At 63.1% G+C, this 21,954-nt stretch carries 23 protein-coding genes; 16 read left to right on the forward strand and 7 right to left on the reverse strand.

What is annotated here, in order from left to right:
* Window positions 1-65 precede the first annotated feature (65 nt).
* Window positions 66-968, reverse strand: coding sequence for a LysR family transcriptional regulator (locus tag AC1D08_RS06965; protein WP_457150405.1), 903 nt, complete (start codon window positions 966-968; stop codon window positions 66-68).
* Between the two features lie 102 nt (window positions 969-1,070).
* Between AC1D08_RS06965 and AC1D08_RS06970 the strand changes: the two genes are divergently transcribed.
* The 6 genes from AC1D08_RS06970 (at window position 1,071) to AC1D08_RS06995 (ending at window position 6,935) form a co-directional block, all read left to right on the forward strand.
* Window positions 1,071-2,060 carry a zinc-dependent alcohol dehydrogenase family protein gene (locus tag AC1D08_RS06970; protein WP_457150406.1) on the forward strand — a complete coding sequence of 330 codons (990 nt, stop codon included), beginning with the start codon at window positions 1,071-1,073 and terminating at the stop codon, window positions 2,058-2,060.
* Window positions 2,061-2,227: 167 nt separating this feature from the next.
* A complete protein-coding gene (locus AC1D08_RS06975) occupies window positions 2,228-2,527 on the forward strand; it encodes a TFIIB-type zinc ribbon-containing protein (protein ID WP_095081108.1) in 300 nt (99 codons plus the stop codon).
* 74 nt (window positions 2,528-2,601) lie between these two features.
* Window positions 2,602-3,618 (forward strand): Tim44 domain-containing protein, encoded by a 1,017-nt coding sequence (locus AC1D08_RS06980; RefSeq protein WP_457153685.1) that lies wholly within the window; start codon window positions 2,602-2,604, stop codon window positions 3,616-3,618.
* A gap of 421 nt (window positions 3,619-4,039) precedes the next feature.
* Window positions 4,040-4,591 carry a MaoC family dehydratase gene (locus tag AC1D08_RS06985; protein ID WP_457153686.1) on the forward strand — a complete coding sequence of 184 codons (552 nt, stop codon included), beginning with the start codon at window positions 4,040-4,042 and terminating at the stop codon, window positions 4,589-4,591.
* A 2-nt stretch (window positions 4,592-4,593) separates the two neighbouring features.
* Window positions 4,594-5,754, forward strand: coding sequence for a CaiB/BaiF CoA transferase family protein (locus AC1D08_RS06990; RefSeq protein ID WP_457153687.1), 1,161 nt, complete (start codon window positions 4,594-4,596; stop codon window positions 5,752-5,754).
* 26 nt (window positions 5,755-5,780) lie between these two features.
* The gene (locus AC1D08_RS06995) at window positions 5,781-6,935 is read left to right on the forward strand and encodes an extracellular solute-binding protein (protein ID WP_457153689.1); all 1,155 of its coding nucleotides are present in this window, start codon (window positions 5,781-5,783) and stop codon (window positions 6,933-6,935) included.
* On the opposite strand, the gene AC1D08_RS07000 is transcribed toward AC1D08_RS06995, so the two are convergent.
* Both AC1D08_RS07000 and AC1D08_RS07005 read right to left on the reverse strand, forming a co-directional pair.
* Window positions 6,932-7,771 carry an amidohydrolase family protein gene (locus AC1D08_RS07000; protein WP_457153688.1) on the reverse strand — a complete coding sequence of 280 codons (840 nt, stop codon included), beginning with the start codon at window positions 7,769-7,771 and terminating at the stop codon, window positions 6,932-6,934. The two genes, AC1D08_RS06995 and AC1D08_RS07000, sit on opposite strands and share 4 nt — an antisense overlap.
* Before the next feature lie 63 nt (window positions 7,772-7,834).
* Window positions 7,835-8,620, reverse strand: a complete 786-nt coding sequence (locus AC1D08_RS07005; RefSeq protein WP_184871614.1) for an IclR family transcriptional regulator — start codon at window positions 8,618-8,620, stop codon at window positions 7,835-7,837.
* Window positions 8,621-8,788: 168 nt separating this feature from the next.
* Between AC1D08_RS07005 and AC1D08_RS07010 the strand changes: the two genes are divergently transcribed.
* The 8 genes from AC1D08_RS07010 to AC1D08_RS07045 all read left to right on the forward strand — a co-directional run bounded on the left by AC1D08_RS07010 (window position 8,789) and on the right by AC1D08_RS07045 (window position 16,116).
* Window positions 8,789-10,108 (forward strand): ABC transporter substrate-binding protein, encoded by a 1,320-nt coding sequence (locus AC1D08_RS07010; RefSeq protein WP_457155330.1) that lies wholly within the window; start codon window positions 8,789-8,791, stop codon window positions 10,106-10,108.
* A gap of 162 nt (window positions 10,109-10,270) precedes the next feature.
* Entirely contained in the window at window positions 10,271-11,167 is an 897-nt protein-coding gene (locus AC1D08_RS07015; protein WP_095080847.1) for a carbohydrate ABC transporter permease, read from the forward strand.
* Window positions 11,168-11,169: 2 nt separating this feature from the next.
* Window positions 11,170-12,036: a carbohydrate ABC transporter permease gene (locus tag AC1D08_RS07020; protein ID WP_095080845.1), complete on the forward strand. Its 867-nt coding sequence runs from the start codon at window positions 11,170-11,172 to the stop codon at window positions 12,034-12,036.
* A 5-nt stretch (window positions 12,037-12,041) separates the two neighbouring features.
* Window positions 12,042-13,139 carry an ABC transporter ATP-binding protein gene (locus tag AC1D08_RS07025; RefSeq protein WP_477422824.1) on the forward strand — a complete coding sequence of 366 codons (1,098 nt, stop codon included), beginning with the start codon at window positions 12,042-12,044 and terminating at the stop codon, window positions 13,137-13,139.
* 4 nt (window positions 13,140-13,143) lie between these two features.
* Entirely contained in the window at window positions 13,144-14,256 is a 1,113-nt protein-coding gene (locus tag AC1D08_RS07030; RefSeq protein ID WP_457153944.1) for a mandelate racemase/muconate lactonizing enzyme family protein, read from the forward strand.
* 9 nt (window positions 14,257-14,265) lie between these two features.
* Window positions 14,266-14,595: an L-rhamnose mutarotase gene (locus tag AC1D08_RS07035; RefSeq protein ID WP_457153943.1), complete on the forward strand. Its 330-nt coding sequence runs from the start codon at window positions 14,266-14,268 to the stop codon at window positions 14,593-14,595.
* Window positions 14,591-15,664, forward strand: coding sequence for a Gfo/Idh/MocA family protein (locus AC1D08_RS07040; protein ID WP_457153947.1), 1,074 nt, complete (start codon window positions 14,591-14,593; stop codon window positions 15,662-15,664). The genes AC1D08_RS07035 and AC1D08_RS07040 overlap by 5 nt, the downstream gene beginning before the upstream one ends.
* Window positions 15,661-16,116: a MaoC/PaaZ C-terminal domain-containing protein gene (locus AC1D08_RS07045; RefSeq protein WP_167391954.1), complete on the forward strand. Its 456-nt coding sequence runs from the start codon at window positions 15,661-15,663 to the stop codon at window positions 16,114-16,116. Before AC1D08_RS07040 ends, AC1D08_RS07045 begins: the two co-directional genes overlap by 4 nt.
* An 86-nt stretch (window positions 16,117-16,202) precedes the next feature.
* Here the strand turns inward: AC1D08_RS07045 and AC1D08_RS07050 are convergent, their stop codons facing one another.
* Window positions 16,203-17,633, reverse strand: coding sequence for a DHA2 family efflux MFS transporter permease subunit (locus AC1D08_RS07050; RefSeq protein WP_457153942.1), 1,431 nt, complete (start codon window positions 17,631-17,633; stop codon window positions 16,203-16,205).
* Window positions 17,634-17,980: 347 nt separating this feature from the next.
* Here AC1D08_RS07050 and AC1D08_RS07055 point away from each other — a divergent pair, with 347 nt between their 5' ends.
* Window positions 17,981-18,316, forward strand: coding sequence for a hypothetical protein (locus AC1D08_RS07055; protein WP_477225853.1), 336 nt, complete (start codon window positions 17,981-17,983; stop codon window positions 18,314-18,316).
* Window positions 18,317-18,339: 23 nt separating this feature from the next.
* Here the strand turns inward: AC1D08_RS07055 and AC1D08_RS07060 are convergent, their stop codons facing one another.
* From AC1D08_RS07060 to AC1D08_RS07070, 3 genes are read right to left on the reverse strand one after another with little or no spacing between them, the layout of a single operon-like run.
* Complete coding sequence (locus tag AC1D08_RS07060; RefSeq protein ID WP_457155144.1) at window positions 18,340-18,870, reverse strand: DUF5943 domain-containing protein; 531 nt, start codon at window positions 18,868-18,870, stop codon at window positions 18,340-18,342.
* 5 nt (window positions 18,871-18,875) lie between these two features.
* Window positions 18,876-20,150 (reverse strand): metal-dependent hydrolase family protein, encoded by a 1,275-nt coding sequence (locus tag AC1D08_RS07065; RefSeq protein WP_477225852.1) that lies wholly within the window; start codon window positions 20,148-20,150, stop codon window positions 18,876-18,878.
* Between the two features lie 27 nt (window positions 20,151-20,177).
* Window positions 20,178-21,011, reverse strand: a complete 834-nt coding sequence (locus AC1D08_RS07070) for a fumarylacetoacetate hydrolase family protein (protein ID WP_457154443.1) — start codon at window positions 21,009-21,011, stop codon at window positions 20,178-20,180.
* A gap of 195 nt (window positions 21,012-21,206) precedes the next feature.
* Here AC1D08_RS07070 and AC1D08_RS07075 point away from each other — a divergent pair, with 195 nt between their 5' ends.
* Window positions 21,207-21,908: a GntR family transcriptional regulator gene (locus AC1D08_RS07075; protein WP_095080829.1), complete on the forward strand. Its 702-nt coding sequence runs from the start codon at window positions 21,207-21,209 to the stop codon at window positions 21,906-21,908.
* The last annotated feature ends 46 nt before the right edge of the window (window positions 21,909-21,954 follow it).

The following is a 21,954-nucleotide window of genomic DNA, read 5'->3' on the forward strand; positions in this document are numbered from 1 at the left end:
GCTGCGCGGCTCAGGCACCGCAAGGTGGCCAGAGCCGCGCAGACGTTTGATGGCGACGCTTGCGCTCAGGCCATCGATTTCGGTAAAGCGGCCGCCAGTGCATCGACGGCCAGCCGTACCTTCAACGGCAGATGCGGCGTCTGCAGCCAAAGCGCGTGACAGTCGTAGAGATATCGCGGCTGATCCGGCAGCAGCGCCACCAGCGCGCCGGCCTGAATGCGCTCGCGCACCAGCCAATAGGGCAACCAGGCGAGGCCCATGCCTTCGGTAGCGGCATCGGCGATGGCATCGAGATCGTCGAGCCGCAGCCGGCCGGCCGGTATGAACTCCTGTGCGGCTTGCCCCTCGCGCACGAACAGCCACGGCTGAACGACCTGGCCGAGCCGGCGGTAGACAATGGCCTGATGGTCGGCGAGATCCTCGATCCGCCGTGGTTCGGCGTGGCGTTGGAGATAGGAGGGTGCCGCGCAGACGACCATGCCCTGGCGCGCGACACGACGCGCGATCATCCCTGCCTTGTCGTCCAGGGCGCCGGTCCGGATGGCGAGATCGTAACCGTCCTCGGCAAGGTCGGCGAAGCGGTCGCTGAGGGACAGGTCGAGTTCCAGCATCGGATATTGCCGCGCCAGCCGCAGCAATATGGGTGTCACGCAGTGGCGGCCGAAATGCGCCGGCATGGTGACGCGCAGTTTTCCCCGCGGTTCGGAGAACTGGTCGGCGGCGAGCGCATCGGCGGCGTCAGCCTCGGCCAGCACCACCCGGCAGCGTTCATAATAGGCGCGCCCGAAGTCGGTCAGGCTCTGCCGGCGCGTGGTCCGGTTGAGCAGCCGCACGCCCAGCCGCTCCTCGAGAAACCGGACATGCTTGCCGACCATCGGTCCGGACAGATCGAGCGCGACCGCCGCGGCCGCGAACGAGCCGAGGTCGACCGCCTTGACGAACACGGCCATGCTCTCAAGCCGATCCATATTCAGAACTCCTGGTTTCTACTGTTCTACCTTTATAGCCATTTATCGCCGAGAATCTTGCCTGCATAGCTTATTCGGTTCAGATAATTTGGAGTAACCCGAATGGCACGTCTTGTTCGCTTCCACCAGCATGGTGGTCCCGAGGTCCTGCGCATCGAGGATGTCGAGCTTCCCGGACCGGGGCCGGGCGAAGTTCAAATCCGCGTCAAGGCGCTTGGCCTCAACCGCGCCGAGGCGTTGCTGCGCGCGGGTGCCTATATCGAAACGCCGACGCTACCCTCGGGGCTTGGCCTCGAAGCGGCGGGCATCATCGAGGCGGTGGGCGAAGGTGTGAAGGACTTTGCGCCGGGCGACAGCGTCAGCATCATCCCGCCGCAGTCGATGATCCGCTGGCCCGCCTATGGCGAGCTTGCCACCTATCCTGCCGGGCTCGTCGTCAAGCACCCGCCCTCGCTCGACTGGCCAATGGCGGCGGCGGTCTGGATGCAATACCTCACCGCCTATGGCGCGCTGATCGGTATCGCCGGGCTGCACAGCGGAGATTTCGTTGTCGTCACCGCGGCATCGAGCAGTGTCGGGCTTGCAGCGATCCAGATCGCCAACAGGGTTGGAGCGACCGCGATTGCGGTGACGCGGACAACGGCCAAGAGGCAGGCCCTGCTTGACGCCGGCGCGGCCTATGTGGTGGCCTCTACGGAGGAGGATCTGGCCGCACGGCTCGATGAAATCGCCGGGCCGCAAGGCGTGCGCGTCGTGTTCGATGCGATCGGCGGCCCGATCTTCGAGCCGCTGACGGCGGCGATGTCGCGGGGTGGCATTCTCATCGAATATGGTGGCCTCAGCCACGAGCCGACGCCGTTCCCGCTGTTTGCCGTGCTGGCCAAGACACTGACGCTGCGCGGTTATCTCGTCCATGAGATCACCGGCAACCCGGCGAAGCTGGAAGCGGCCAAAGCGTTCATCCTCGAAGGCCTGGAGACCGGCGCGCTGAGGCCGATCATCGACAGAACTTTCCCGTTCGAGCAGGTCGTCGAGGCGCATCGCTTCCTGGAATCGAACCGGCAGTTCGGAAAGATTGTGGTGACGGTTTGAGCAACAATCCCCTTGAAGGCGCGCCTCTGCATTCCTAATTGCCTTGTGCGGGCCGGGCCCCTCTGACTGTCGCTTCTTTGGCGATTGTGATGTCGGACCGCTATAACGGGCCCGTTTCCATTCTTTTCGGTCAAGCGGGCTCATTCTTTTTTGGTTTGGAGCCCCTCATGACATCTTCCCTCCTTGGTTTGGTTTGCCCCTCCTGCCGCGTTGCGCTCGTGATGAGCGAACGCCAGGGGATCGAGATCGATTATTGTCCGCAGTGCCGAGGCGTCTGGCTTGATCGCGGCGAACTCGACAAGATCATCGAGCGTTCCGGCAGGGACGCCGCGCCTGTGCAACAGCCACAGCCGGCAGCGTTCTCCCAACCGCAACATGGCCAAGGGCGCGATGACGATTATTCCCGCTCGCAGGGCCACCGCTATCCCAAGCGGAAGAAATCATTCTTCGAAGAATTGTTCGACTGATCGCATGATGTCCGGCGTCCGGGCCGGCGTTTGCTGAAAATTTCCGAAACCACATCGAAAAAAGGCCACCCCCGATGATGTCTCGCTCAAGCCGATTTGCCGCCCTGATTGCAGGGCTGGTCCTTGCATTCTCCATGGTCGCGATGGATCACGCCGAGGCTCGTCGCGGCGGCAGTTTCGGCAGCCGTGGCACACGTACGTTCCAATCGGCACCGCCGACCAGAACGGCACCAGCGCCGATCGCTCCGGTCGAGCGTTCGATGACGCCCAACACCGGCGTGAACACTCCGGTGCGGCAACCGCAGGCCGGCCTGCAGAGGCCCGGTTTCATGAGCGGCTTCGGTGGAACGATGATGCGCGGCCTGCTGCTCGGTGGCCTGATCGGCCTGCTCGTCGGCCAAGGCTTCGGCGGCCTGGCCGGCATGTTCGGCTTCCTGCTTCAGGCCCTGCTGATAGGTGGCGCAATCATGCTGGCCATTCGCTTTTTCCGGTCGCAATCCGCGCGTGGCCCTGTGCTCGCGGGTGCCGGCAATGGCCAAACTTCCGATGCCCAATCTTCCAATGCTCAAGTTTCGAGATTTGAGAACCGCGCAACGGCACAGCAACAGGCGGACACGGCACGCTCCTTTACAATTCCCGGCTTTGGTGGCGGTTCGGGCGGAGGCTCTCCAGCCACCGGTTCGGAGGAGATCACGCTGGCTCAGACCGATCTTGACGCATTCCAGCAGCTGTTGACCGACGTCCAGGAAGCATTCGGGCGCGAAGACCATGCCGCCCTGCGCCGGGCGACGACCCCCGAGATGGTGTCCTATTTGTCCGAAGAGCTGGCCGACAATGCCCAGAAGGGTCTCAGGAACGACGTATCGGACATCACTTTGCTGCAGGCCGACATCGCGGAAAGCTGGCGCGAGGATGACCGCGACTACGCCACGGCCGCACTGCGCTACGAATCTCGTGACGTGATGCGCCAACGGGCCACCGGCAAGGTCGTCGAAGGCGACGATGAGCATCCGACAGAGACGACCGAGCTGTGGACATTCATGCGGGAGAACGGCTCGAACTGGAAGCTCTCGGCAATCCAACAGGCTTGAGCCCCGGCCAGTTTGTTCCGAGGCTTCTGAATTGGCATAGATGCGCGAGCCGTCCGGTGTCACCGCGAGGAATGTCGGGTTGACGTCATTGGTCTCGGCCCAGTTTTCGCGTTTCCAGCGTCGCTTCGTCGAAGCTGTAGACACCGAAACCGACACCGCGCGCCCTGAAAATACGGCGCCTCACGGTTCAGGCTGCCGACGAAGATCAGACAGGCATTGTGCAAGTTTTCCTCGCTGCCCGCCAACGCTTCGGCGCGCGGGGACAGTCAAGATTTCGCCGAGACGCGCTTGCAACGGAATCCCATATGTGAAAATACTATTTACAAAAGAAGATTGACGGAGGAGACGTCGTGCTTTCAGGCGCTTTGATGCGTGCTCCAGCACCTCTGCGGTGCCCGCCACAGGGCTGGCGGAGCCAACCATGAACGACTTCGCGCACACCGTCGGCGTCGCCTCGACGCACCCCGCCAACATGCCCGAGGATCACGCCGCCCTGCCGGTGTGGAACGCCGAGAACTGGTTCTATGAGGACTGGCCGGTCGGTCAAAAAATTCGCTCATTGCGGCGCACCATGGCGGAAGGCGACAGCCACCTGTTCAACACGCTGGTGCTCGACATCCACCCCTATGTGCAGGACCAGATGTTTGCCGAGACGGAAGGCATTTTCGGCAAGCGGCTGATCGCCGGTGCTTTCGTGTTCTCGGCTGGCCTCGGGCTGGTCGCCACCAATTGCATCAACGCCTTTTCCTATGGCTACGACAAGCTCCGCTTCATAAAGCCTGTCTTCATTGGCGATACGATTTATTCGATCCGCTCCAACCTCGACAAGAAGCCGCGCTACAAGGAGATGGGGCTGATCCGCGCCAGCTACGAGGTGTTCAAGGGCGAAGGCGAACTCGTTCTCTACTGCGAGCATCTGCAGACGGTGAAGTACCGAAACCCGGCCGACTTTGTCGGCAAGACGGAGAAATAGCGATGCCGGTAGCAGCCGAATTGCCGCTTGCCGGTCTCGTCGTCGTCGACATGAGCCAGTTCCTGTCCGGGCCTTATTGCTCGCTCAGGCTGCTCGACCTCGGCGCCCGCGTCATCAAGATCGAGCGTCCGGATGGCGGCGACCTGTCGCGCCGGCTCTACCTCAGCGACACCGAGATCGGCGGCGATTCCACCATCTTCCATGCCATCAACCGGGCCAAGGAAAGTTTCGCCATCGACCTTAAGAACGAGACCGACCTCAAGGTGCTGCGCGGCCTGCTGGCCAATGCCGATGTGCTGATCCAGAATTTCCGGCCGGGCGTCATCGAGCGGCTCGGCCTCGACTACGAAGCCGTCCGCAAGATCAACCCGCGTCTGGTCTACGCCTCGATCAGCGGCTATGGCGAGGACGGCCCCTGGGTCAAGCGGCCGGGCCAGGATCTGCTGGCGCAGTCGCGCTCCGGTGTGATGTGGCTGAACGGCGACGAAGACCAGGGCCCGGTGCCCTTCGGCCTCGCCATCGGCGACATGCTGGCCGGTGCCGCCTGCGCACAGGGCATCCTGGCGGCGCTGGTGCGGCGCGGCATCACCGGCCAGGGAAGCCATATCGAAACCAGCCTGCTGGAAGCGCTGGTCGATTTCCAGTTCGAGGTGCTGACCACGCATCTCAACGACGGCCGTCGCTTGCCCCGACGCTCCAACTTCCGCAGCGCGCATGCCTATCTTTCTGCGCCTTACGGCGTTTACCCCGCCAAGGACGGTTATCTCGCCATCGCCATGACGCCGATCCCCAAGCTGGCCGATCTGTTGTCGCTTGGCGAACTGGCGCCCTATCGCGACAAACCGGCATCGTGGTTCACGGCGCGCGACGACATCAAGGCGATCATCGCACAAAGGATCGCTACCAAGACCATCGACGAGTGGCTTGATATCCTGGAGCCGGCCGACATCTGGTGCGCCAAGGTACTGACCTGGCCGGAAATGCTGGCAAGCGAAGGGTTCCAGTCGCTCGACATGCTGCAGACGGTGACGCGCGAGGACGACGTCTCGATCCTTACCACCAGTTCGCCGCTCAGGGTCGACGGTGTCAGAGCCAAGGTCGACCGGGCGGCACCGCGCATCGGCGAGCATAGCGCTGCGATCCGCGAGGAGTTCGGGCTGTGACCACACTCGCGCCCACTCTCAGGGGCATGACCTGGAGCCATCCGCGCGGCTACGATCCGATGGTCGCCTGCTCGTCGCTATGGAAGCAGAACACCGGGGTCGCCATCGAATGGGACAAGCGTTCGCTGCAGGATTTCGAGTCCTTCCCGGTCGAGGAACTGGCGCGGGCCTATGACCTCATCGTCATCGATCATCCGCATGTCGGCCAGATCACGGCGGAGCGCTGCCTCGAGCCGCTCGACGTCACCGGCCGCGAGGCGGAGCGCGCGGCCCTTGCCTCGGGCAGCGCCGGAAAATCCTATCCGAGCTACAACTGGCAGGGACGGCAGTGGGCGTTCCCAATCGATGCGGCCAGCCAGGTCCAGGCCTGGCGACCGGATGCACTCGGTGCGCCGCCATCGCGTTGGAGCGAGGTGCTCGATCTCGCCGGGCAAGGCCGCGTGCTGTTGCCGTTGCGGCCGCCCCACGCGCTGATGGTCTTCTACACGCTTGCCGGCAATCTCGGTCATGCCTGCGCGACCGATCCCTCCCACGATCTCATCGACATTGAGACCGGCAGCGACGTCTTCGAGGCTATGCGCGAGATCGCCGCGCTGGTCGACCCGGCCTGCTTTGACATGGATCCGATCGCCGTCTCGGAGCGCATGGCAGAGACGGATTCCAGAATCGTCTGCGCGCCGCTGATCTATGGTTACGTCTCCTATGCGATGGCTGGGTTCCGCGCGCACCGCCTTGCCTTCGCCGATATCCCGGTCATCGGCGCCGGCGGTCCCATCGGTTCGGCGCTTGGCGGCACCGGCATAGCGGTTTCAGCCTTTTCCAAGGCAAAGGATGCGGCGATCGACTTCGCCTACTGGGTCGCCGGTAGCGATGTCCAGCGCGGTGCCTATGCCGCCGCGGGCGGCCAGCCCGGCCATGCCGCGGCATGGGAAGATCAGGAGGTCAACGCCGCCACCGGCAACTTTTATCGCGATACGCGCGTGACGCTGGAAGGCTCATGGGTGCGCCCGCGCCATGATGGTTACATGGCGTTCCAGCAGGCGGCGTCCGACCGCATCGTCGCCGGCCTGACATCCAGCCACCGGGCTGGCCAGGTCGTTGCCGATCTCAATCGCCTGTTCCGGGAAAGTGTTCCGGTGCAGGTGTCCCGCGCTGAGGCGAGAACGAACGAACCCAGCTAGTCGAGCCGCCACAGCTTGCGGGCATTCGCGAACAAGAGCCTGTCGCGTTCATCGACGCTGCAACCTGACAGCAGCGCATGGGTCGCCGCCACCCAGGTCGAGAGGCCGCCACCAAGCGTGCAGACCGGCCAGTCGCTGCCCCAGACAACGCGGTCCCAGCCGAACGCATCGATGGTGTGTTCGACATAGGGCCGCAGCGTCCCGGCCGTCCAACTGCCGGGATCGGCATAGGCGACGATGCCGGAAATCTTGGCCATGACATTCGGGCGGCGCGCGATCTCGCTCATGTGTTCGCGCCATGGATGTTCGCCATTGCCCTTGATATCGGGGACACCGCAATGGTCGAGCACGAACTGGACATCTGGCGCCAGGTCAACAAGCGCGATCGCCCTGGGAATCTGGTGCGGCAGCACGACCAGATCGAAGGTCAACCCGCTGCCGCCAAGCCGCTTGATGTTGTCCCGAAACAACGGGCCTTCCGAGAGATCGTCGGGTACGACATGGAGGACGCGGCGGAAACCCTTCACGAAGGGATCTGCCCGCTGCCGCTCGAGATAGGCGGCAAAGTCTGCTTGTTCCGGCCGGCAGGACGCGATCGCACCGGCCAGCATGCTGCCGGGCTGCATCGACAACTTTTCGACACGAGTGGTCTCGGCTTCGATGTCCGCCGGATCGACGTCGACCTCCATATGCAGCACGCGCCCGACGCCGACGCGGTGGGCCTCCACGGCGTATTCCTCATAGGAAAAATCGCGGTCAAGCGCCGGCACGCCGGCAAGCCAGGGATAGCGCAGCACCGAACGATCGATGAGATGCAGATGGGTATCGACGATCACTGTAGCTCCTCCTCTTGGGTCGTCAGATCATCTCACGGAGGAATTCTTCATTCAAATAAGAATTCATGTCGACGATCCGACCGCCGATCCGGCCAGGTGCGACAGCTTTTCGGCCGTGACCAGCAACAGTTCGATGGTCCTGGTGATGTCAGGCGCGGAGGGCGCGTTGACGACGGTGATGTAGGGAATCGACAGTGCCGCGATCGCCTTGCCGTCGGAACTCCGCACCGGGGCCGACAGGTTGAAGACACCGGCGGTCTGCATCGAAGCCATCATCTCGTAACCACGGTCGCGGATCTGGTCGAGCCGGGCGAAGAACTCGGCCGATTGCGCGGTCTTGTCGGTGCTGCGGACGTGCTCGGAAATCATCATCTGCCGCTCTTCCTGGGAGCGGAAGGCGAGCAACACATGGCCCGAGCCGGTGTCGAACAGGCTGATGTGCGAGCCGACGCGGATCGAGATTCCCCAGTAGTTCGGTGCCTCCTGCTGGGCGATCACGACGGCGGAACCACGATCAAAAACAACGAGTTGGTTGGCCTGCTGCGATGTCTCTGCCAGCTCGCGCATCAGCGGCGTTGCGTAGGAAACCAGCCGCCGCACCGGCGCATGCAGTTGCGCCAGGCCAAACAACTTCAGCGTCAGCGAATAGCGGTCGCCATCCAGCCGGGTGACATAGCCGCGCCGCACCAGCCGGTCGAGCATGCGGTAGAATTCGTTGGGGCTGCGGTCGAGTTTCTTGGCGATTTCGGCTTGCGTCAGGCCGCCGTCCACGCCGGCCAGCAGTTCGAGGATGTCGAGCCCCTTGTCGAGCGCCGGCGCGCGATAGCGCTCGTCTTCGCTGTCATCCATGGCGCATCTCTCCAGTGAATTCGATTCTTCATATACGCAGGAACGCAGCCGACGGAAACAAATTTCGCCTTGACGTACCCGTGAATGTTTTGTTTGTATATGAATGTAGCGCTTCTTGTCATCAGACGAGTTGCGGTCGCCACTGAGGCGCACCAAGGGAGGATACCAATGAACAGATTGCTTTCCGGCGTGTCCGCCGGCGCATTGTTGCTTGCATTCGGTGCAGGCACGGCCCTTGCCGGCGACCTGCCCGGCAAGTTCGAAGGCGTCACCATCGACGCAAAGCTGATCGGCGGCCAGCAATATGAAAAACTCTATGAGCGTATCCCCGAATGGGAGAAGCTTACCGGCGCCAAGGTCAACATCCTGACCAAGAAGAACGGCTTCGACATCGACAAGGAGCTCAAGTCCGACATCGCCTCGGGCAGCACCAACTGGTGCGTCGGCTGGAACCATTCGTCCTTCGCGCCGCAGTATACGAGCCTCTACACCGATCTCAGCAAGCTCTTGCCCAAGGCAGAGATCGACGCCTTCGTGCCTTCGACGATCAAGTCGGCAACCATCGACGGCAAGCTCGAGATGCTGCCCCGCGCGCAGTTCGACGTTTCGGCGCTCTACTACCAGAAGAGCCTGTACGAGAACGCCGACAACAAGACCAAGTTCAAGGCGAAATACGGCTATGATCTGGTGCCGCCGGACACCTGGAAGGAAGTCACCGACCAGGCTGAGTTCTTCGCCAAGCCGCCCAATTTCTACGGCACCCAGTTCGCCGGCAAGGAAGAGGCGATCAATGGTCGTTTCTACGAGATGGTGGTCGCCGAAGGCGGCGAGTACCTCGACAAGGACGGCAAGCCGGTCTTCAACTCCGAAGCAGGCATCAAGGCGCTCGACTGGTTCGTCAACCTCTACAAGGCCAAGGCAGTGCCGGCCGGCACGACCAACTATCTTTGGGACGACCTCGGCCAGGGCTTTGCCTCCGGAACCGTCGCCATCAACCTCGACTGGCCGGGCTGGGCAGGATTCTTCAACGATCCGAAGTCGTCGAAAGTCGCCGGCAATGTCGGCGTCAAGGTTGCGCCGAAGGGCTCCTCGGGCAAGCGCACCGGCTGGTCCGGTTTCCATGGCTTCTCGGTGACCGAGAACTGTCCCAACAAGGAGGCCGCGGCTTCCCTGGTGTGGTGGCTGACCAACGAGGACAGCCAGAAGCTCGAGGCTGCCGCAGGTCCGCTGCCGACCCGCACCGCGGTCTGGGACTGGGACCTGCAGCAAGCGGCAAACGACCCTTACAAGAAGGAGGTCCTTGCCGCCTTCCAGGAAGAAGCCAAGCACGCCTTTGCCGTGCCGCAGACGCCTGAGTGGATCGAGATCTCGAACGCCGTCTATCCCGAGCTGCAGGCGGCGATCCTCGGCGACAAGACTTCCAAGCAGGCACTGGATGAGGCCGCCGCCAAGGCGACGCAGATCCTCCAGGACGCCGGCAAGCTCTAGCGACTGCTCCCAAGACGGCCTCCCCCATCAGCGATGGGGGAGGCGATCGCGCCTTGCCGGGGCGAGTGTGCTGACCGATCCATGATAGCCTTCCGTTCCCCGGTCCGGGCCTCGACGAAGAAGGGGCACCGACAGTTGAATGCAACACCCCACAGGATCCTGATGAAGGGCTTCAAGCCATCCCCGCCATTCCTGCTGCTGCTTCCGGCTGTCATCGTGCTGGCGGCGGTTGTCGTGGTGCCGCTGCTTTTGTCGCTCTATTCCAGCTTCACGCCTTTCCGCCTGACGCGGCCCGAGACTTTCTTCGTCTTTATCGGCTTCAGGAACTATCTTTCGATCCTGTCCAACACCGATTTCTGGTGGGCGTTCGGTCGCACCGTGCTGCTGCTGACGATCGCGCTCAATCTCGAAATGCTGCTTGGCCTCGGCCTGGCGATGCTGGTCGAGAAGGCGACGCGCGGCCAGCGCATCCTGCGCACGCTGATGATGTTTCCGATGATGTTCTCGCCGATCCTGGTCGGCTTCCAATTCAAATTCATGTTCAACGACAATATCGGCCTGGTGAACAATGCCTTGCAGTCGCTTGGGCTCACGCAGGACGCCATACCGTGGCTGATCGAGAGCCATCTCGCCTTCATCGCCATTTCGATCGCCGAAATCTGGTCGTCGACCGCGATCTTCGCCATCCTGATCCTGGCCGGCCTGCTCGCCATGCCCAAGGAGCCGATCGAGGCGGCGCGCGTCGACGGCTGCACGCCATGGCAGACATTCCGTTATGTGACGTGGCCGTTCGTCATGCCCTTCGCCTACATCGCCATGACCATTCGCTCGCTCGACGTGGCGCGCGCCTATGACATCGTCAAGATCATGACCGATGGCGGACCGGCGGGCCGCACCGAGCTGTTGTGGACGCTGGTGGCGCGCACCGCCTATAGCGACGGACGCATGGGCATGGCCAATGCCATGGCCTATTTCTCGATCCTGCTGTCGATCGCCTTCACCGTCTACTTCTTCAACAAGCTCGCCGCGGCGCGCACGCAGATCGGTGCGGAGTGGTGAAGATGGACGAGAATTCTTCCGCCCGCTTGAAGCGCCGGCTCACAGGCATCGTCTACCGCATCGGCCTGTTCCTGGCGATGCTGACCATCTGCCTACCCGGTCTGTGGATCGTGTTGTCGTCGCTGCGGCCGACCGTCGAGATCATGGCCAAGCCCCCAGTGTGGATCCCGCAGGAAATCTCGTTCGACGCCTATGTCGCCATGTTCAGCGGCATCGGCAAGGGCGGCATCCCGGTGATCGAATATTTCCGCAACTCGCTGATCATCTCGGTGACGTCGACGATCATTGCGGTGGCCATCGGCATGGCCGGCGGCTATGCGTTTGCGCGCTACCGCTTCCGCGGAAAGTCGAGCGTCTTCCTCGGCCTGATGCTTACGCGGACGGTGCCAGGCATCGCACTGTCGCTGCCGCTGTTCTTCCTCTATGTGCGGCTTGGCATCATCGACACGCATTTCGGACTGATCCTTGCCTATGTCGCGCTCAACGTGCCGTTCACGATTTGGCTGATCGACGGCTTCTTCCGCCAGGTGCCGAAGGACCTCGCTGAAGCGGCGCAGATCGACGGCTGCACGCGCTGGCAGGCGTTCTGGCAGGTCGAGTTCCCGCTCGCCGGGCCGGGCATCGCGTCGGCCGCCATCTTCGCCTTCCTGACCTGCTGGAATGAATTCGCGCTGGCTTCGCAGCTGACCCGCTCGGTGAGCGCCAAGACGCTGCCGGTCGGCCTGCTCGACTACACGGCTGAGTTCACCATCGACTGGCGCGGCATGTGCGCGCTCGCCGTGGTGATGATCATTCCGGCGCTCACCCTCACCTACATCGTCCAGAAACACCTTGTCGGCGGCCTGACCTCCGGCGCGGTGAAAGGCTGACACCCATGGCAACCGTTTCCCTCACCAAGCTGACCAAGCGCTATGGCAATGTCGGGATCGTGCACGGTATCGACCTCGACATCGCCGACCGCGAATTCATCGCGCTGGTCGGCCCCTCCGGCTGCGGCAAGTCGACGACGCTGCGCATGATCGCCGGGCTGGAGGAGATCAGCGCCGGTTCGATCGAGATTGGTGGCCGCATCGTCAACGACCTGCCGCCGCGCTCGCGCAATATCTCGATGGTGTTCCAGTCGTATGCGCTCTATCCGCATATGACGGTGCGCGAGAATCTTGGCTTCTCCCTGAAGATCGCCGGTGCGGCCAAGGAAGACATGGACCGACGCGTCGCCGAGGCCTCGGCCATCCTGGGCCTCGACACGCTGCTGGACCGCCGCCCGTCGCAACTGTCCGGTGGCCAGCGGCAGCGCGTTGCCATGGGCCGCGCCATTGTGCGCGATCCCGACGTCTTCCTGTTCGACGAGCCGCTCTCCAACCTCGACGCCAAGCTGCGCACGCAGATGCGCACCGAGATCAAGAAACTGCATGCCAAGGTGCAGTCGACGGTGATCTATGTCACCCATGATCAGGTCGAGGCGATGACGCTTGCCGACCGCATCGTCATCATGCGCGACGGCCATATCGAACAGGTCGGCACGCCCGACGAGGTTTTCCGGCGGCCGGCGACGCGCTTCGTTGCCGGCTTCATCGGCTCGCCACCGATGAACCTGCACGAAGCCACGATCGATGACAGCCAGATGGTTTTCGCCAGCGGCGAAAAACTGCCGCTGCCCGACCAGTTCAAGTCCAATGTTGCCACCGGCGAGAAGGTCGTGTTCGGGCTGCGGCCGGACGACATCTATCCGACCGGCCATGGCATCAGTTCCGGCGGCGCCGCCGACGTCCACCAGATCGAGCTGCCGATCACCGTCACCGAACCGCTCGGCAACGAGACGCTGGTGTTCGTCGAATTCAACGGCACTGACTGGGTGTCGCGCATGCTGAACCCGAGGCCGCTGAAATCGGGCGAGCGGATCGCCATGAGTTTCGACATGTCGCAGGCACATCTGTTTGCCGCCGACACCGGGAAGACATTGCGGAGCTGACGACATGGCCAGAATCGAGAAAGTCGAACTGCGGATGGTGGACCTTGTTCCCAAGGTCAAGCGCACCGACGCAATCCAGAGCTTCGTCAGCCAGGAAACGCCCATCGTGACGATCACCGATTCCGACGGCGCGGTCGGCACCGGTTACAGCTATACGATCGGGACCGGCGGCTCGTCGGTGATGCGGCTCTTGTCCGACCATCTGGCACCGCGCCTGATCGGCCGCGACCCCGACATGATCGAGGCGATCTGGCACGATCTCGAATTTGCCACCCACGCCACCACGATCGGCGCGATCACCGCCATCGCGATCGCTGCGATCGATACGGCGCTGTGGGACCTGCGGGCGAAAAAGCAGAACCTGCCGCTGTGGAAGCTGGCCGGCGGCGCCAAGGACCGCTGCCCGCTCTACACGACCGAAGGCGGCTGGCTGCACATCGAGACTCAGGCGCTGGTCGACGATGCGCTGGCCGCCAAGGCCAAGGGCTTTCGCGGCTCAAAAGTGAAGATCGGCAGGCCGCACGGGTCGGAGGATCTTGCCCGCCTCTCGGCGGTGCGCAAGGCGGTGGGCGACGGCTACGAGATCATGACCGACGCCAATCAGGGGTTCTCTGTCGACGAAGCGATCCGGCGCGCGGCCAGGCTGCGCGAGCTCGACCTCGCCTGGATCGAAGAGCCGCTGCCGGCCGACGATATCGACGGGCATGTGCGGTTGTCGAATTCAACGCCGACGCCGATCGCCATCGGCGAGTCGCTCTATTCCATCCGCCATTTCCGCGAATACATGCAAAAAGGCGCCTGCTCGATCGTCCAGGTCGATGTCGGCCGCATCGGCGGCATCACGCCCTGGCTCAAGATCGCCCATGCAGCGGAGGCCTTCGACATTCCGGTCTGCCCGCATTTCCTGATGGAACTGCATGTCAGCCTGGCCTGCGCAGTTCAGAACGGCCGCTATGTCGAGTACATTCCGCAGCTCGACCAGTTGACCGGCAAGCATATGCGCATCGAGGATGGCCAGGCGCTGGCGCCCCACGAACCGGGCATCGGCATCGATTGGGACTGGGACGCGGTCAAGGCCATGAGCATCGCCGAATTCACCACGGCGATCACCGGATAGGAGACTGATATGCAGCGGATGGGGATGGTTCTGGGGCTGAAGCCGGAAAAGGTCGAGGAGTATGTCCGCCTTCACGCTACTGTCTGGCCGGACGTGCTGACCATGATCTCGGCCTGCAACATCAAGAACTACTCGATCTACCTGAAGCGGCCGGAGAACCTGCTGTTCAGCACGTTCGAATATCACGGCACCGACTACGCGGCCGACATGGCCAAGATGGCAGCCGACCCGAGGACGCAGGAATGGTGGGCGGTCTGCATGCCTTGCCAGGAACCGCTGGCGACGCGCGGGGAAGGCGAATGGTGGGCAGCGATGGACGAGGTCTTCCATCATGATTGAAGGCGGTTTCGACCCTGCCTCACTCGCCCAGTCCTGGCCCAAACCTTCGACGCCCCGGCCGATCGTCACCTTCGGGGCCGGGTCGATCGTCGGCGACGCGCATTTCCCGGCCTACAGGAAGGCCGGCTTCCCGATCGCCGGGCTTTACGATCCCGATCATGCTCGAGCTGAAAAACTAGCCACCCAATGGGGTGTGACAGCCTTTCGTTCCGCCGAGGAGGCTGCAGCCGTCAAGGGCGCGATCTTCGACCTCGCGACACCGCCGTCGCGCCATGCCGATGTGCTGAAATCCTTGCCTGACGGCGCGGTGGCGCTGATCCAGAAGCCAATGGGCAGCAACCTCACTGAAGCAACCACGATCCTCGAAATCTGCCGCGCCAAAAAGCTTCAGGCAGCGGTGAACTTCCAGCTGCGCTTCGCGCCGATGATGCTGGCGCTCAAGGACGCGATCGCCAAGGGCTGGCTCGGCGAGATCGTCGACTTCGACGCCTGGCTGGCGCTGGCGACACCGTGGGAACTGTGGGAATTCCTGCTCAAGGCGCCACGCGTCGAGATCGCCATGCATTCGATCCACTATCTCGACCTGATCCGGCAGTTGCTCGGTGACCCCCGAGGCGTGCACGCCAAGACGCTCGGCCATCCCAACCATGCGGTGGCGCAGACGCGCACCAGCGCCATTCTCGACTATGGCAACACGGTGCGCTGCGCGCTGTCGATCAACCATGACCACAAGTTCGGCCGCCGGCACCAGGCCTGCGAGTTCCGCATCTGCGGCACCGAGGGCGCGGCCTATCTCAAACTCGGCCTCAACCTCGACTATCCGCGCGGTGAACCGGATGTGCTGGAAATCTACCCCAAAGGCGGGACGGACTGGGTCGCGGTGCCCTTGGCCGGCGAGTGGTTTCCCGATGCCTTCGTCGGCCGCATGGCCAATGTCCAGCGTTCTGCAGCCGGCGAAGATGCGAAGCTGATCAGTCCGGTCGAGGATGCCTGGAGCACGATGGCGCTGGTCGAGGCGGCCTATCAATCGAGTGCGGCACCGGCGACACCGATCGCGGAAAGACCCTGATGGAACAGATCCAGTATTTCGAGGACTACGAGATCGGAGCGTCGCGCCTCACCAGCGGCCGCACCATCACCGAAACCGACTTTGTCGTCCATGCCGGCCACACCGGCGATTTCTTCCCGCATCACATGGACGCCGAGTTCATGAAGACGACGCCATTCGGCCAGCGCATCGCGCATGGCACGCTGGTGTTCTCGATCGGCATCGGGCTGACGGCGACCGTCGTCAATCCTGTCGCCTTTTCCTATGGTTACGACCGGCTGCGCTTCATCAAGCCGGTGTTCATCGGCGACACGATCCGGACGCGCACCACCATCGCGGCCAAGGAAGACGATCCCAAGCGGCCGGCTTCGGGACGGGTCATCGAGCGCTGCGAAGTGATCAACCAGCGCGGCGAAGTGGTGCTGGCGGCCGACCACATCTACATCGTCGAACGCAAGCCGGCGGAGAGCTGAAGTTCAGGGCACCTAACGATGGTTCCCTATGTGGATGCAAGTATGCCCGTATACGCGCGCGATGCTAGGCCATAACTTTCGTCGCCCTATTTGCGAGAATTGTCCTTGCGAACGTGGCCGCTGACCTGCACGCCGTCCTCGGCGCGCAGATACAGGAAGCCGGGAATGGACAGCAGCGGGATGATCGCGGTCAGCAGGAACACCTGATGAAAGCGCCCCGGTGTCACGATGTGGGTTTCCCCGGCAACCAGACCCAGCACCATGGCGGCGATTGAAACGCCGAGCGAAACGCTGAGCTGCTGCAGGACGCCGCCGAGGCTGGTGGCGCGGCTCAATTTGTCCGCCGGCAGGTCGGCGTAGGACAGCGTGTTGGAGGTCATGAACTGCGCCGACCGGATGATGCCGAACACGAAGACGTAGAGGCCGATCATCCAGTGTGGCGTGTCGACGCCGATCAGGGCGAAGCCCGCCACAGCGGCGGAGCCGACAAGCGCACTGCCGATCAGCACGACATTGAAACCGAAGCGCCGCAACAGCGGCGACAGCAGCGGCCGAATGAGCAAGGCGCCGAAGCTGCCGACGAATGTCAGCGAGCCGGAGGTAACCGGGCTCATGCCAAAGCCGACCTGCAGCATCAGCGGCAACAGGAACGGCACGCCGTTGAGGCCGACACGGCACAAGCCGCCGGCCAGCGTACCGACCCAGAACGAGCGAAACCGAAACAGCGTCAGGTCAACTGCCGGCGCGACGACGCGGCGCGCATAGCGCCCGAACGCGAGCAGCAGCAGGACCGCCGCTGCCAGCACCAGCACTGTCGCCGAGACAGGGATGATCGGCCGGCCGATGCTTTCCAGCCCGAATTGCAGCAGTGCGACGCCGCATCCCACCATCAGGAATCCGGCGAAGTCGAAACGTTGCACCGCTTCCTCATGGAAATCGTCGACAAAGCGCAGCGCAGCGGCAATGCCAAGGCAGCCGAACGGCACGTTGACATAGAATATCCAGCGCCACGAGGCATATGTGGTCAACAGGCCGCCGAGCAGCGGCCCGATGACAGGTCCCATGATGGCGGGCAAGGTCATGTACGTCATGGCGGTGATCAAGCCGCTGCGCGGAAAGCTGCGCAGCAGGATCAGCCGCCCGACGGGCGTCATCATGGCACCGCCCAGCCCCTGCAGCGCGCGCATCGCCAGCAGCATGCCGAAACTGCTGGCGATGCCGCACAGCGCCGAACCAAGGGTGAAGGTGAAAAGCGCCAGCGCGAATACTCTTCGTGCGCCGAACCTGTCCGCGAACCAGCCGCTGACGGGGATGAACACGGCCAAGGTCAGGATGTAGGTGGTGATCGCCAGGTTCAGCCTGACCGGTGTCGTGTCGAGGCTGCGCGCGATGGCCGGGATCGCGGTGGTGATGATGGTGGAATCGAGCTGCTCCATCAGAAACGCGATGGCGACGATGATCGGAATGATTAGCCTCAACCTCGGGTCGCGCTCGGTGGCAAATTGAGGCTGTTCCAATGCTGTGGCCAATTCCGTCATGCAGGCGGCTATATGTTGCAGCCCAAGCTGGCGCATCCGCGTTCAAAGGCAAGATTGCCTTGTGCGCGCCAGCCAGCCGAGACCTGACCGCACGGCCTGTCTTATGGTCCGACAAAAAGGCAAGCGGTAGTCAATTTGGGCTTGATGGAGGTCAACAAATCTTGACCGCGGCTATCCCTGCGAGGACATTGGCAAACGGCCGTTGCGTGGAGTTTTCCGGTTCATTTGCGTTTCAGCGAATGTCGTCCCGATTTCGTGAAGGAACGTGTCGAGTGAGAGGTCGTTTTCCTCCCCATGTATGTCTCGCATGAACAGGAGGCATCCTCATGAAAAGGCAAATAGCATTCATCACTTCCATCGTACTGGCGTTGGCCACGAGCGCGATCCCGTTGACCACCGACGCCAATGCCGCGGTCGTGAGGCACCATAGTGTCCACCACACTGCTGCCCATCACGGTGGCGCGCATCGACACGCTGTGCGTGGTGGACATGGGCACCGCGGCGGGTGGGTCAGCGGCGGTTGGACCGGCGACGATCGGGTCGGCGATGATGGCTGGATAGACGGCTACTACAATGGCTACGGCAGTTACGACGGCTACGCCGGCGACTATTGCGGAACCATCCAATGGACGCTCGACCTGTGCGGCCCCCACGGTCCCTGACCCTCATCCGGCCGTAGCGCGCCTCAGGCAGGACGCCTTTCCGCGAAGTCGAACCGGCAATGGTCGTGCCGGCCATCACAGGCGCAGTATGTCTCCTCGCATTCGACTTGCGTCGGTGCCGCAAGACCGAGCAGGAACGAGAAGGCGCCGGTGACAAAACCCTCGAACATGTAGCAGACGCGCTGGCCTGGCCCCTGCCCGGCCTCCAGCGCGAAGATCGAATTCCTCAGGCTGATGCTGCCGAAGCGCCCGCCCACATCCAGCGTGTCGATCGAGAACTGGCCCCAGCCGCGCTGCGACAGGCGCTGGAAATAATGGCGGAACGTCGCCTCCGGATCGAGGCCCTTGCCCTGCACCTGCGCCTCGCACCATTCGATGGCGGACTTTGCCGTCGCGGTGCGCAGGATGGCGCGATAGGCGTCGCGCCCGAGGGCTGCCTCGACCGCGAGATGATTGTTAACCAGGAAGTGCCTGGGCAAATAGACCATGGGCAGCCCGTCGGTCCGCCAGATGCCGCTTGTCTCGTCGACATCGATCGGAACCGCGGGCTGCATGATGCCTACGCTGCTTGGCGCTGCGCGGCGACCGAGGCCGACTGGTCCTTGTAGAGCTCGCCGTCCTTCATGATGACGACAAGGTTCTTCTCATGCACCATCATGTCGAGGTCCTTCAGTGGGTCGCCATTGACCAGCAGCAGGTCGGCGATGAAGCCTTCCTTGACCATGCCGAGCTCGTCGCCGAGCCCCATCACCTGGCCGCCGAGCCGCGTGCCGCATTGCAGCGCCTCGCTCGGCGAATAGCCGAGCAGGTCGACGAAATGCTTGAGGTCGCGCGCGTTGGTGCCTTGCGGCGTCTGCGCGAAACCATAGTCGCCACCGATCAGTGCGCGCACGCCGCGCTTGCGCAATTCGGTGTATACCTTGCGGCTGTCGTCGAGGATGCGCTGCATGCCGAACTTGACCGCCATCTCGTGGGTGAAGCCGAAGGGCTCGCCCTCGTAGAGTGTGCCGTAGATGATGCCGATGGCCGGGCCGACGAAGATGCGGTCCTTGGCCGATTCCAGCGCATCGAGCGCTTCCTCGTCGGCGGATTCGCAGTGATAGATGACGTCGACGCCGCACTTCACCGCGCGCTTCACCGAACCTGCGGCGCGGGCATGGCAGTTGATCTTCTTGCCGAAGTCGCGCGCCACCGACACCGCCGTCATCACTTCGGCTTCGCTCATCACGGTCAGGCCGCCATGCGCCGCGGGGCTCAGATCATCGCCGGAAATGTTGATCTTGATGTTGTCGGCGCCTTCGCGGCAGCACAGGCGCACCGCCTTGGTGATCTCCTCGACGCCGTCGGCGATCATGCCGAAGCTCTCGTGATACATGTGCTGCTGGCGCTCGTCGCCGAGGCCGCCGGTTACGGTGATTTCCGGACTGCCGGCGCGCATGCGCGGTCCCGGCAAGCGGCCGGCATTGATTTCGTTGCGGATGACGATGTCTAGCCTGAGCTTCGAGGTCGCGGCGCTGTAGGCGCTGGTGAAGCCATGGTCGAGCAATGTCTTGGCATTGCGCATGGTCAGCAGAAGATGCTCCTCTGGCGGAATCAGGCCAAGGTCGGAATCCTTGATCGCGCCGCCGAAGGAGATGTGGGCGTGGCCTTCGACAAGGCCCGGCATCAGCGTCATGCCGCGGCATTCGATCGTCGTCGCGCTGTCACCGGACAATTGGCCGGGCGTGCGCGCAATGGTGACGATGCGGCCATTCTCGACCAGCAGATCGGCTGGAAAGGCATCGGCGCCGGTGCCATCCCAAATCATGGCATTTCGAAACATCACTCTTGTCATGACATCGTCCTTTCGGAGTTGGCGGGGTTATTGGTTGACGGCTTGCGCAGTAATGACGTCGTCGGCAACGACATTGGACAGGATGCCGACGTCTTCCAATTCCACTTCGCAGACGTCGCCATGTTTCATGAACAGCTGCGGCTTGCGCGCCATGCCGACGCCGGACGGCGTGCCGGTGACGAGGATATCGCCCGGCTCGAGTGTGATCGCTTCACTGATGATCGAGATCAGCGAGGCGACATCGAAGATCATGTCGCTGGTCGAGGCGTTCTGGACGACCTCGCCGTTGAGGCGCGTCTGGATGCGCAGCCCCTTGCCGCCCGGCGGCAATTCGTCTGCCGTCACGAAGATCGGCCCGAAGGAGCCAGTGCCGTCGAAATTCTTGCCGACGGTCCACTGCGGCGACTTGGTCTGGAAGTCGCGGATCGAGGCGTCGTTGAAGATGGAGTAGCCGGCGACATGGCTCAGTGCCTTGCCAGGGGCAATGTGGCGGCCGGCCTTGCCGATGATCGCCACCATCTCGCCCTCGTAGTCGAGCTGGATCGAGGCCTCCGGACGGCGGATGGCCGCGCCATGCCCGATCAGGCTGGTCGAGAAGCGGGCGAACAAGGTCGGATAATTCGGCGGCACGAAGCCGCTCTCGATTGAATGGTCGACATAGTTGAGGCCGACGCAGATGATCTTGCCCGGTGCCGATAGCGGCGGCAGCCACTCGACCGCTTGAGGATCGATCCGCCGTCCGCTGGCCAGCCGCTCGCCTGCCGCCTGCAGCGCCTGCGTGCCCTCGGCGATGAGTTCCTCCAGTCGTCCGGGAAACATCGCATCGCTTTCGTCGATGCCGCGGAACTCACCTGCCGACAATGCGATTGCCAGTCCGGGTCCCCGCGGCGATTTATAGGCTGCAAATCGCACTGGCCACATGCTCGCTTGTGAAGGCTGGACTTTGTTCAGAAATTATATATCTGTCAACATAGAATATATTATTTTGCATTCTGATTCCTGCCTGGGATAATGTATGAGGGCATTCGATGGACAGATTCGGCCGCGGGCGAACCAATGGCTAGGGAAGGCTCGATCAATCTCACCCAGGGCGCGTATGAGGATTTGCGCGCCGACCTTTTGTCGTGCCGCATCGCACCGGGCAGCCGGCTCAAGGTGCAGGAACTGTGCGACAGGCTGTCCGTCAGCCTCGGCGCCATCCGCGAGGCGCTGTCGCGGCTGACGTCCGAGGGCCTTGTCGTGGCCGAACCGCAACGCGGCTTCCGCGCCGCGCCGATCTCGGCCGAGGATCTGGTCGACCTCACCAAGACGCGCATCCAGATCGAAACGCTGTGCATCCGCCGCGCCATCGAGGTCGGCGACGTCGCCTGGGAATCGCAGCTGGTCGCGGCCCTGCACCGGCTGTCGCGAACGCCAGAGCACACACCGGACCATCCGGTGCATTCGAGCGACGAATGGGCGACCGCGCATGCGGCCTTCCACAAGGCGCTGGTTGGCGGCTGCGACAGCCGCTGGCTGCTGCGCCTGCGCGACCAGCTTTACGACCAGAGCGAGCGCTACCGCCGCCGTTCGGTCTCGCTGGCACCCAATGCCCGCAACATCAGCAAGGAACATCAGGACCTCGCCAATGCCGTGCTCGACCGCAATGCCGAGAAGGCAGCCGAATTGCTGGCGGCGCATCTGGCAGTGACCACCGACATCCTGCTGGCGGCCGAAGCCGATGACCTGCCGGCGCGCGAGAAAATTGTGCGGGCGTAGCGATTCACTTTCGAGGTCCTCGGACAGGAGGCAAAACGCCGCCCGT

The sequence above is a fragment of the Mesorhizobium sp. P2_E6 genome (assembly GCF_056403835.1).

Coding starts and splice junctions, on each gene's coding strand:
- AC1D08_RS07015 (WP_095080847.1), top strand. CDS start 10,271: ATGAAGGGCTTCAAGCCATCCCCGCCATTCCTGCTGCTGCTTCCGGCT.
- AC1D08_RS06965 (WP_457150405.1), bottom strand. CDS start 968: ATGGATCGGCTTGAGAGCATGGCCGTGTTCGTCAAGGCGGTCGACCTC.
- AC1D08_RS07030 (WP_457153944.1), top strand. CDS start 13,144: ATGGCCAGAATCGAGAAAGTCGAACTGCGGATGGTGGACCTTGTTCCC.
- AC1D08_RS07010 (WP_457155330.1), top strand. CDS start 8,789: ATGAACAGATTGCTTTCCGGCGTGTCCGCCGGCGCATTGTTGCTTGCA.
- AC1D08_RS06975 (WP_095081108.1), top strand. CDS start 2,228: ATGACATCTTCCCTCCTTGGTTTGGTTTGCCCCTCCTGCCGCGTTGCG.
- AC1D08_RS06980 (WP_457153685.1), top strand. CDS start 2,602: ATGATGTCTCGCTCAAGCCGATTTGCCGCCCTGATTGCAGGGCTGGTC.
- AC1D08_RS07060 (WP_457155144.1), bottom strand. CDS start 18,870: ATGCAGCCCGCGGTTCCGATCGATGTCGACGAGACAAGCGGCATCTGG.
- AC1D08_RS07065 (WP_477225852.1), bottom strand. CDS start 20,150: ATGACAAGAGTGATGTTTCGAAATGCCATGATTTGGGATGGCACCGGC.
- AC1D08_RS06985 (WP_457153686.1), top strand. CDS start 4,040: ATGAACGACTTCGCGCACACCGTCGGCGTCGCCTCGACGCACCCCGCC.
- AC1D08_RS07075 (WP_095080829.1), top strand. CDS start 21,207: ATGGCTAGGGAAGGCTCGATCAATCTCACCCAGGGCGCGTATGAGGAT.
- AC1D08_RS07055 (WP_477225853.1), top strand. CDS start 17,981: ATGAAAAGGCAAATAGCATTCATCACTTCCATCGTACTGGCGTTGGCC.
- AC1D08_RS07035 (WP_457153943.1), top strand. CDS start 14,266: ATGCAGCGGATGGGGATGGTTCTGGGGCTGAAGCCGGAAAAGGTCGAG.
- AC1D08_RS06990 (WP_457153687.1), top strand. CDS start 4,594: ATGCCGGTAGCAGCCGAATTGCCGCTTGCCGGTCTCGTCGTCGTCGAC.
- AC1D08_RS07005 (WP_184871614.1), bottom strand. CDS start 8,620: ATGGATGACAGCGAAGACGAGCGCTATCGCGCGCCGGCGCTCGACAAG.
- AC1D08_RS07025 (WP_477422824.1), top strand. CDS start 12,042: ATGGCAACCGTTTCCCTCACCAAGCTGACCAAGCGCTATGGCAATGTC.
- AC1D08_RS07020 (WP_095080845.1), top strand. CDS start 11,170: ATGGACGAGAATTCTTCCGCCCGCTTGAAGCGCCGGCTCACAGGCATC.
- AC1D08_RS06970 (WP_457150406.1), top strand. CDS start 1,071: ATGGCACGTCTTGTTCGCTTCCACCAGCATGGTGGTCCCGAGGTCCTG.
- AC1D08_RS06995 (WP_457153689.1), top strand. CDS start 5,781: ATGACCTGGAGCCATCCGCGCGGCTACGATCCGATGGTCGCCTGCTCG.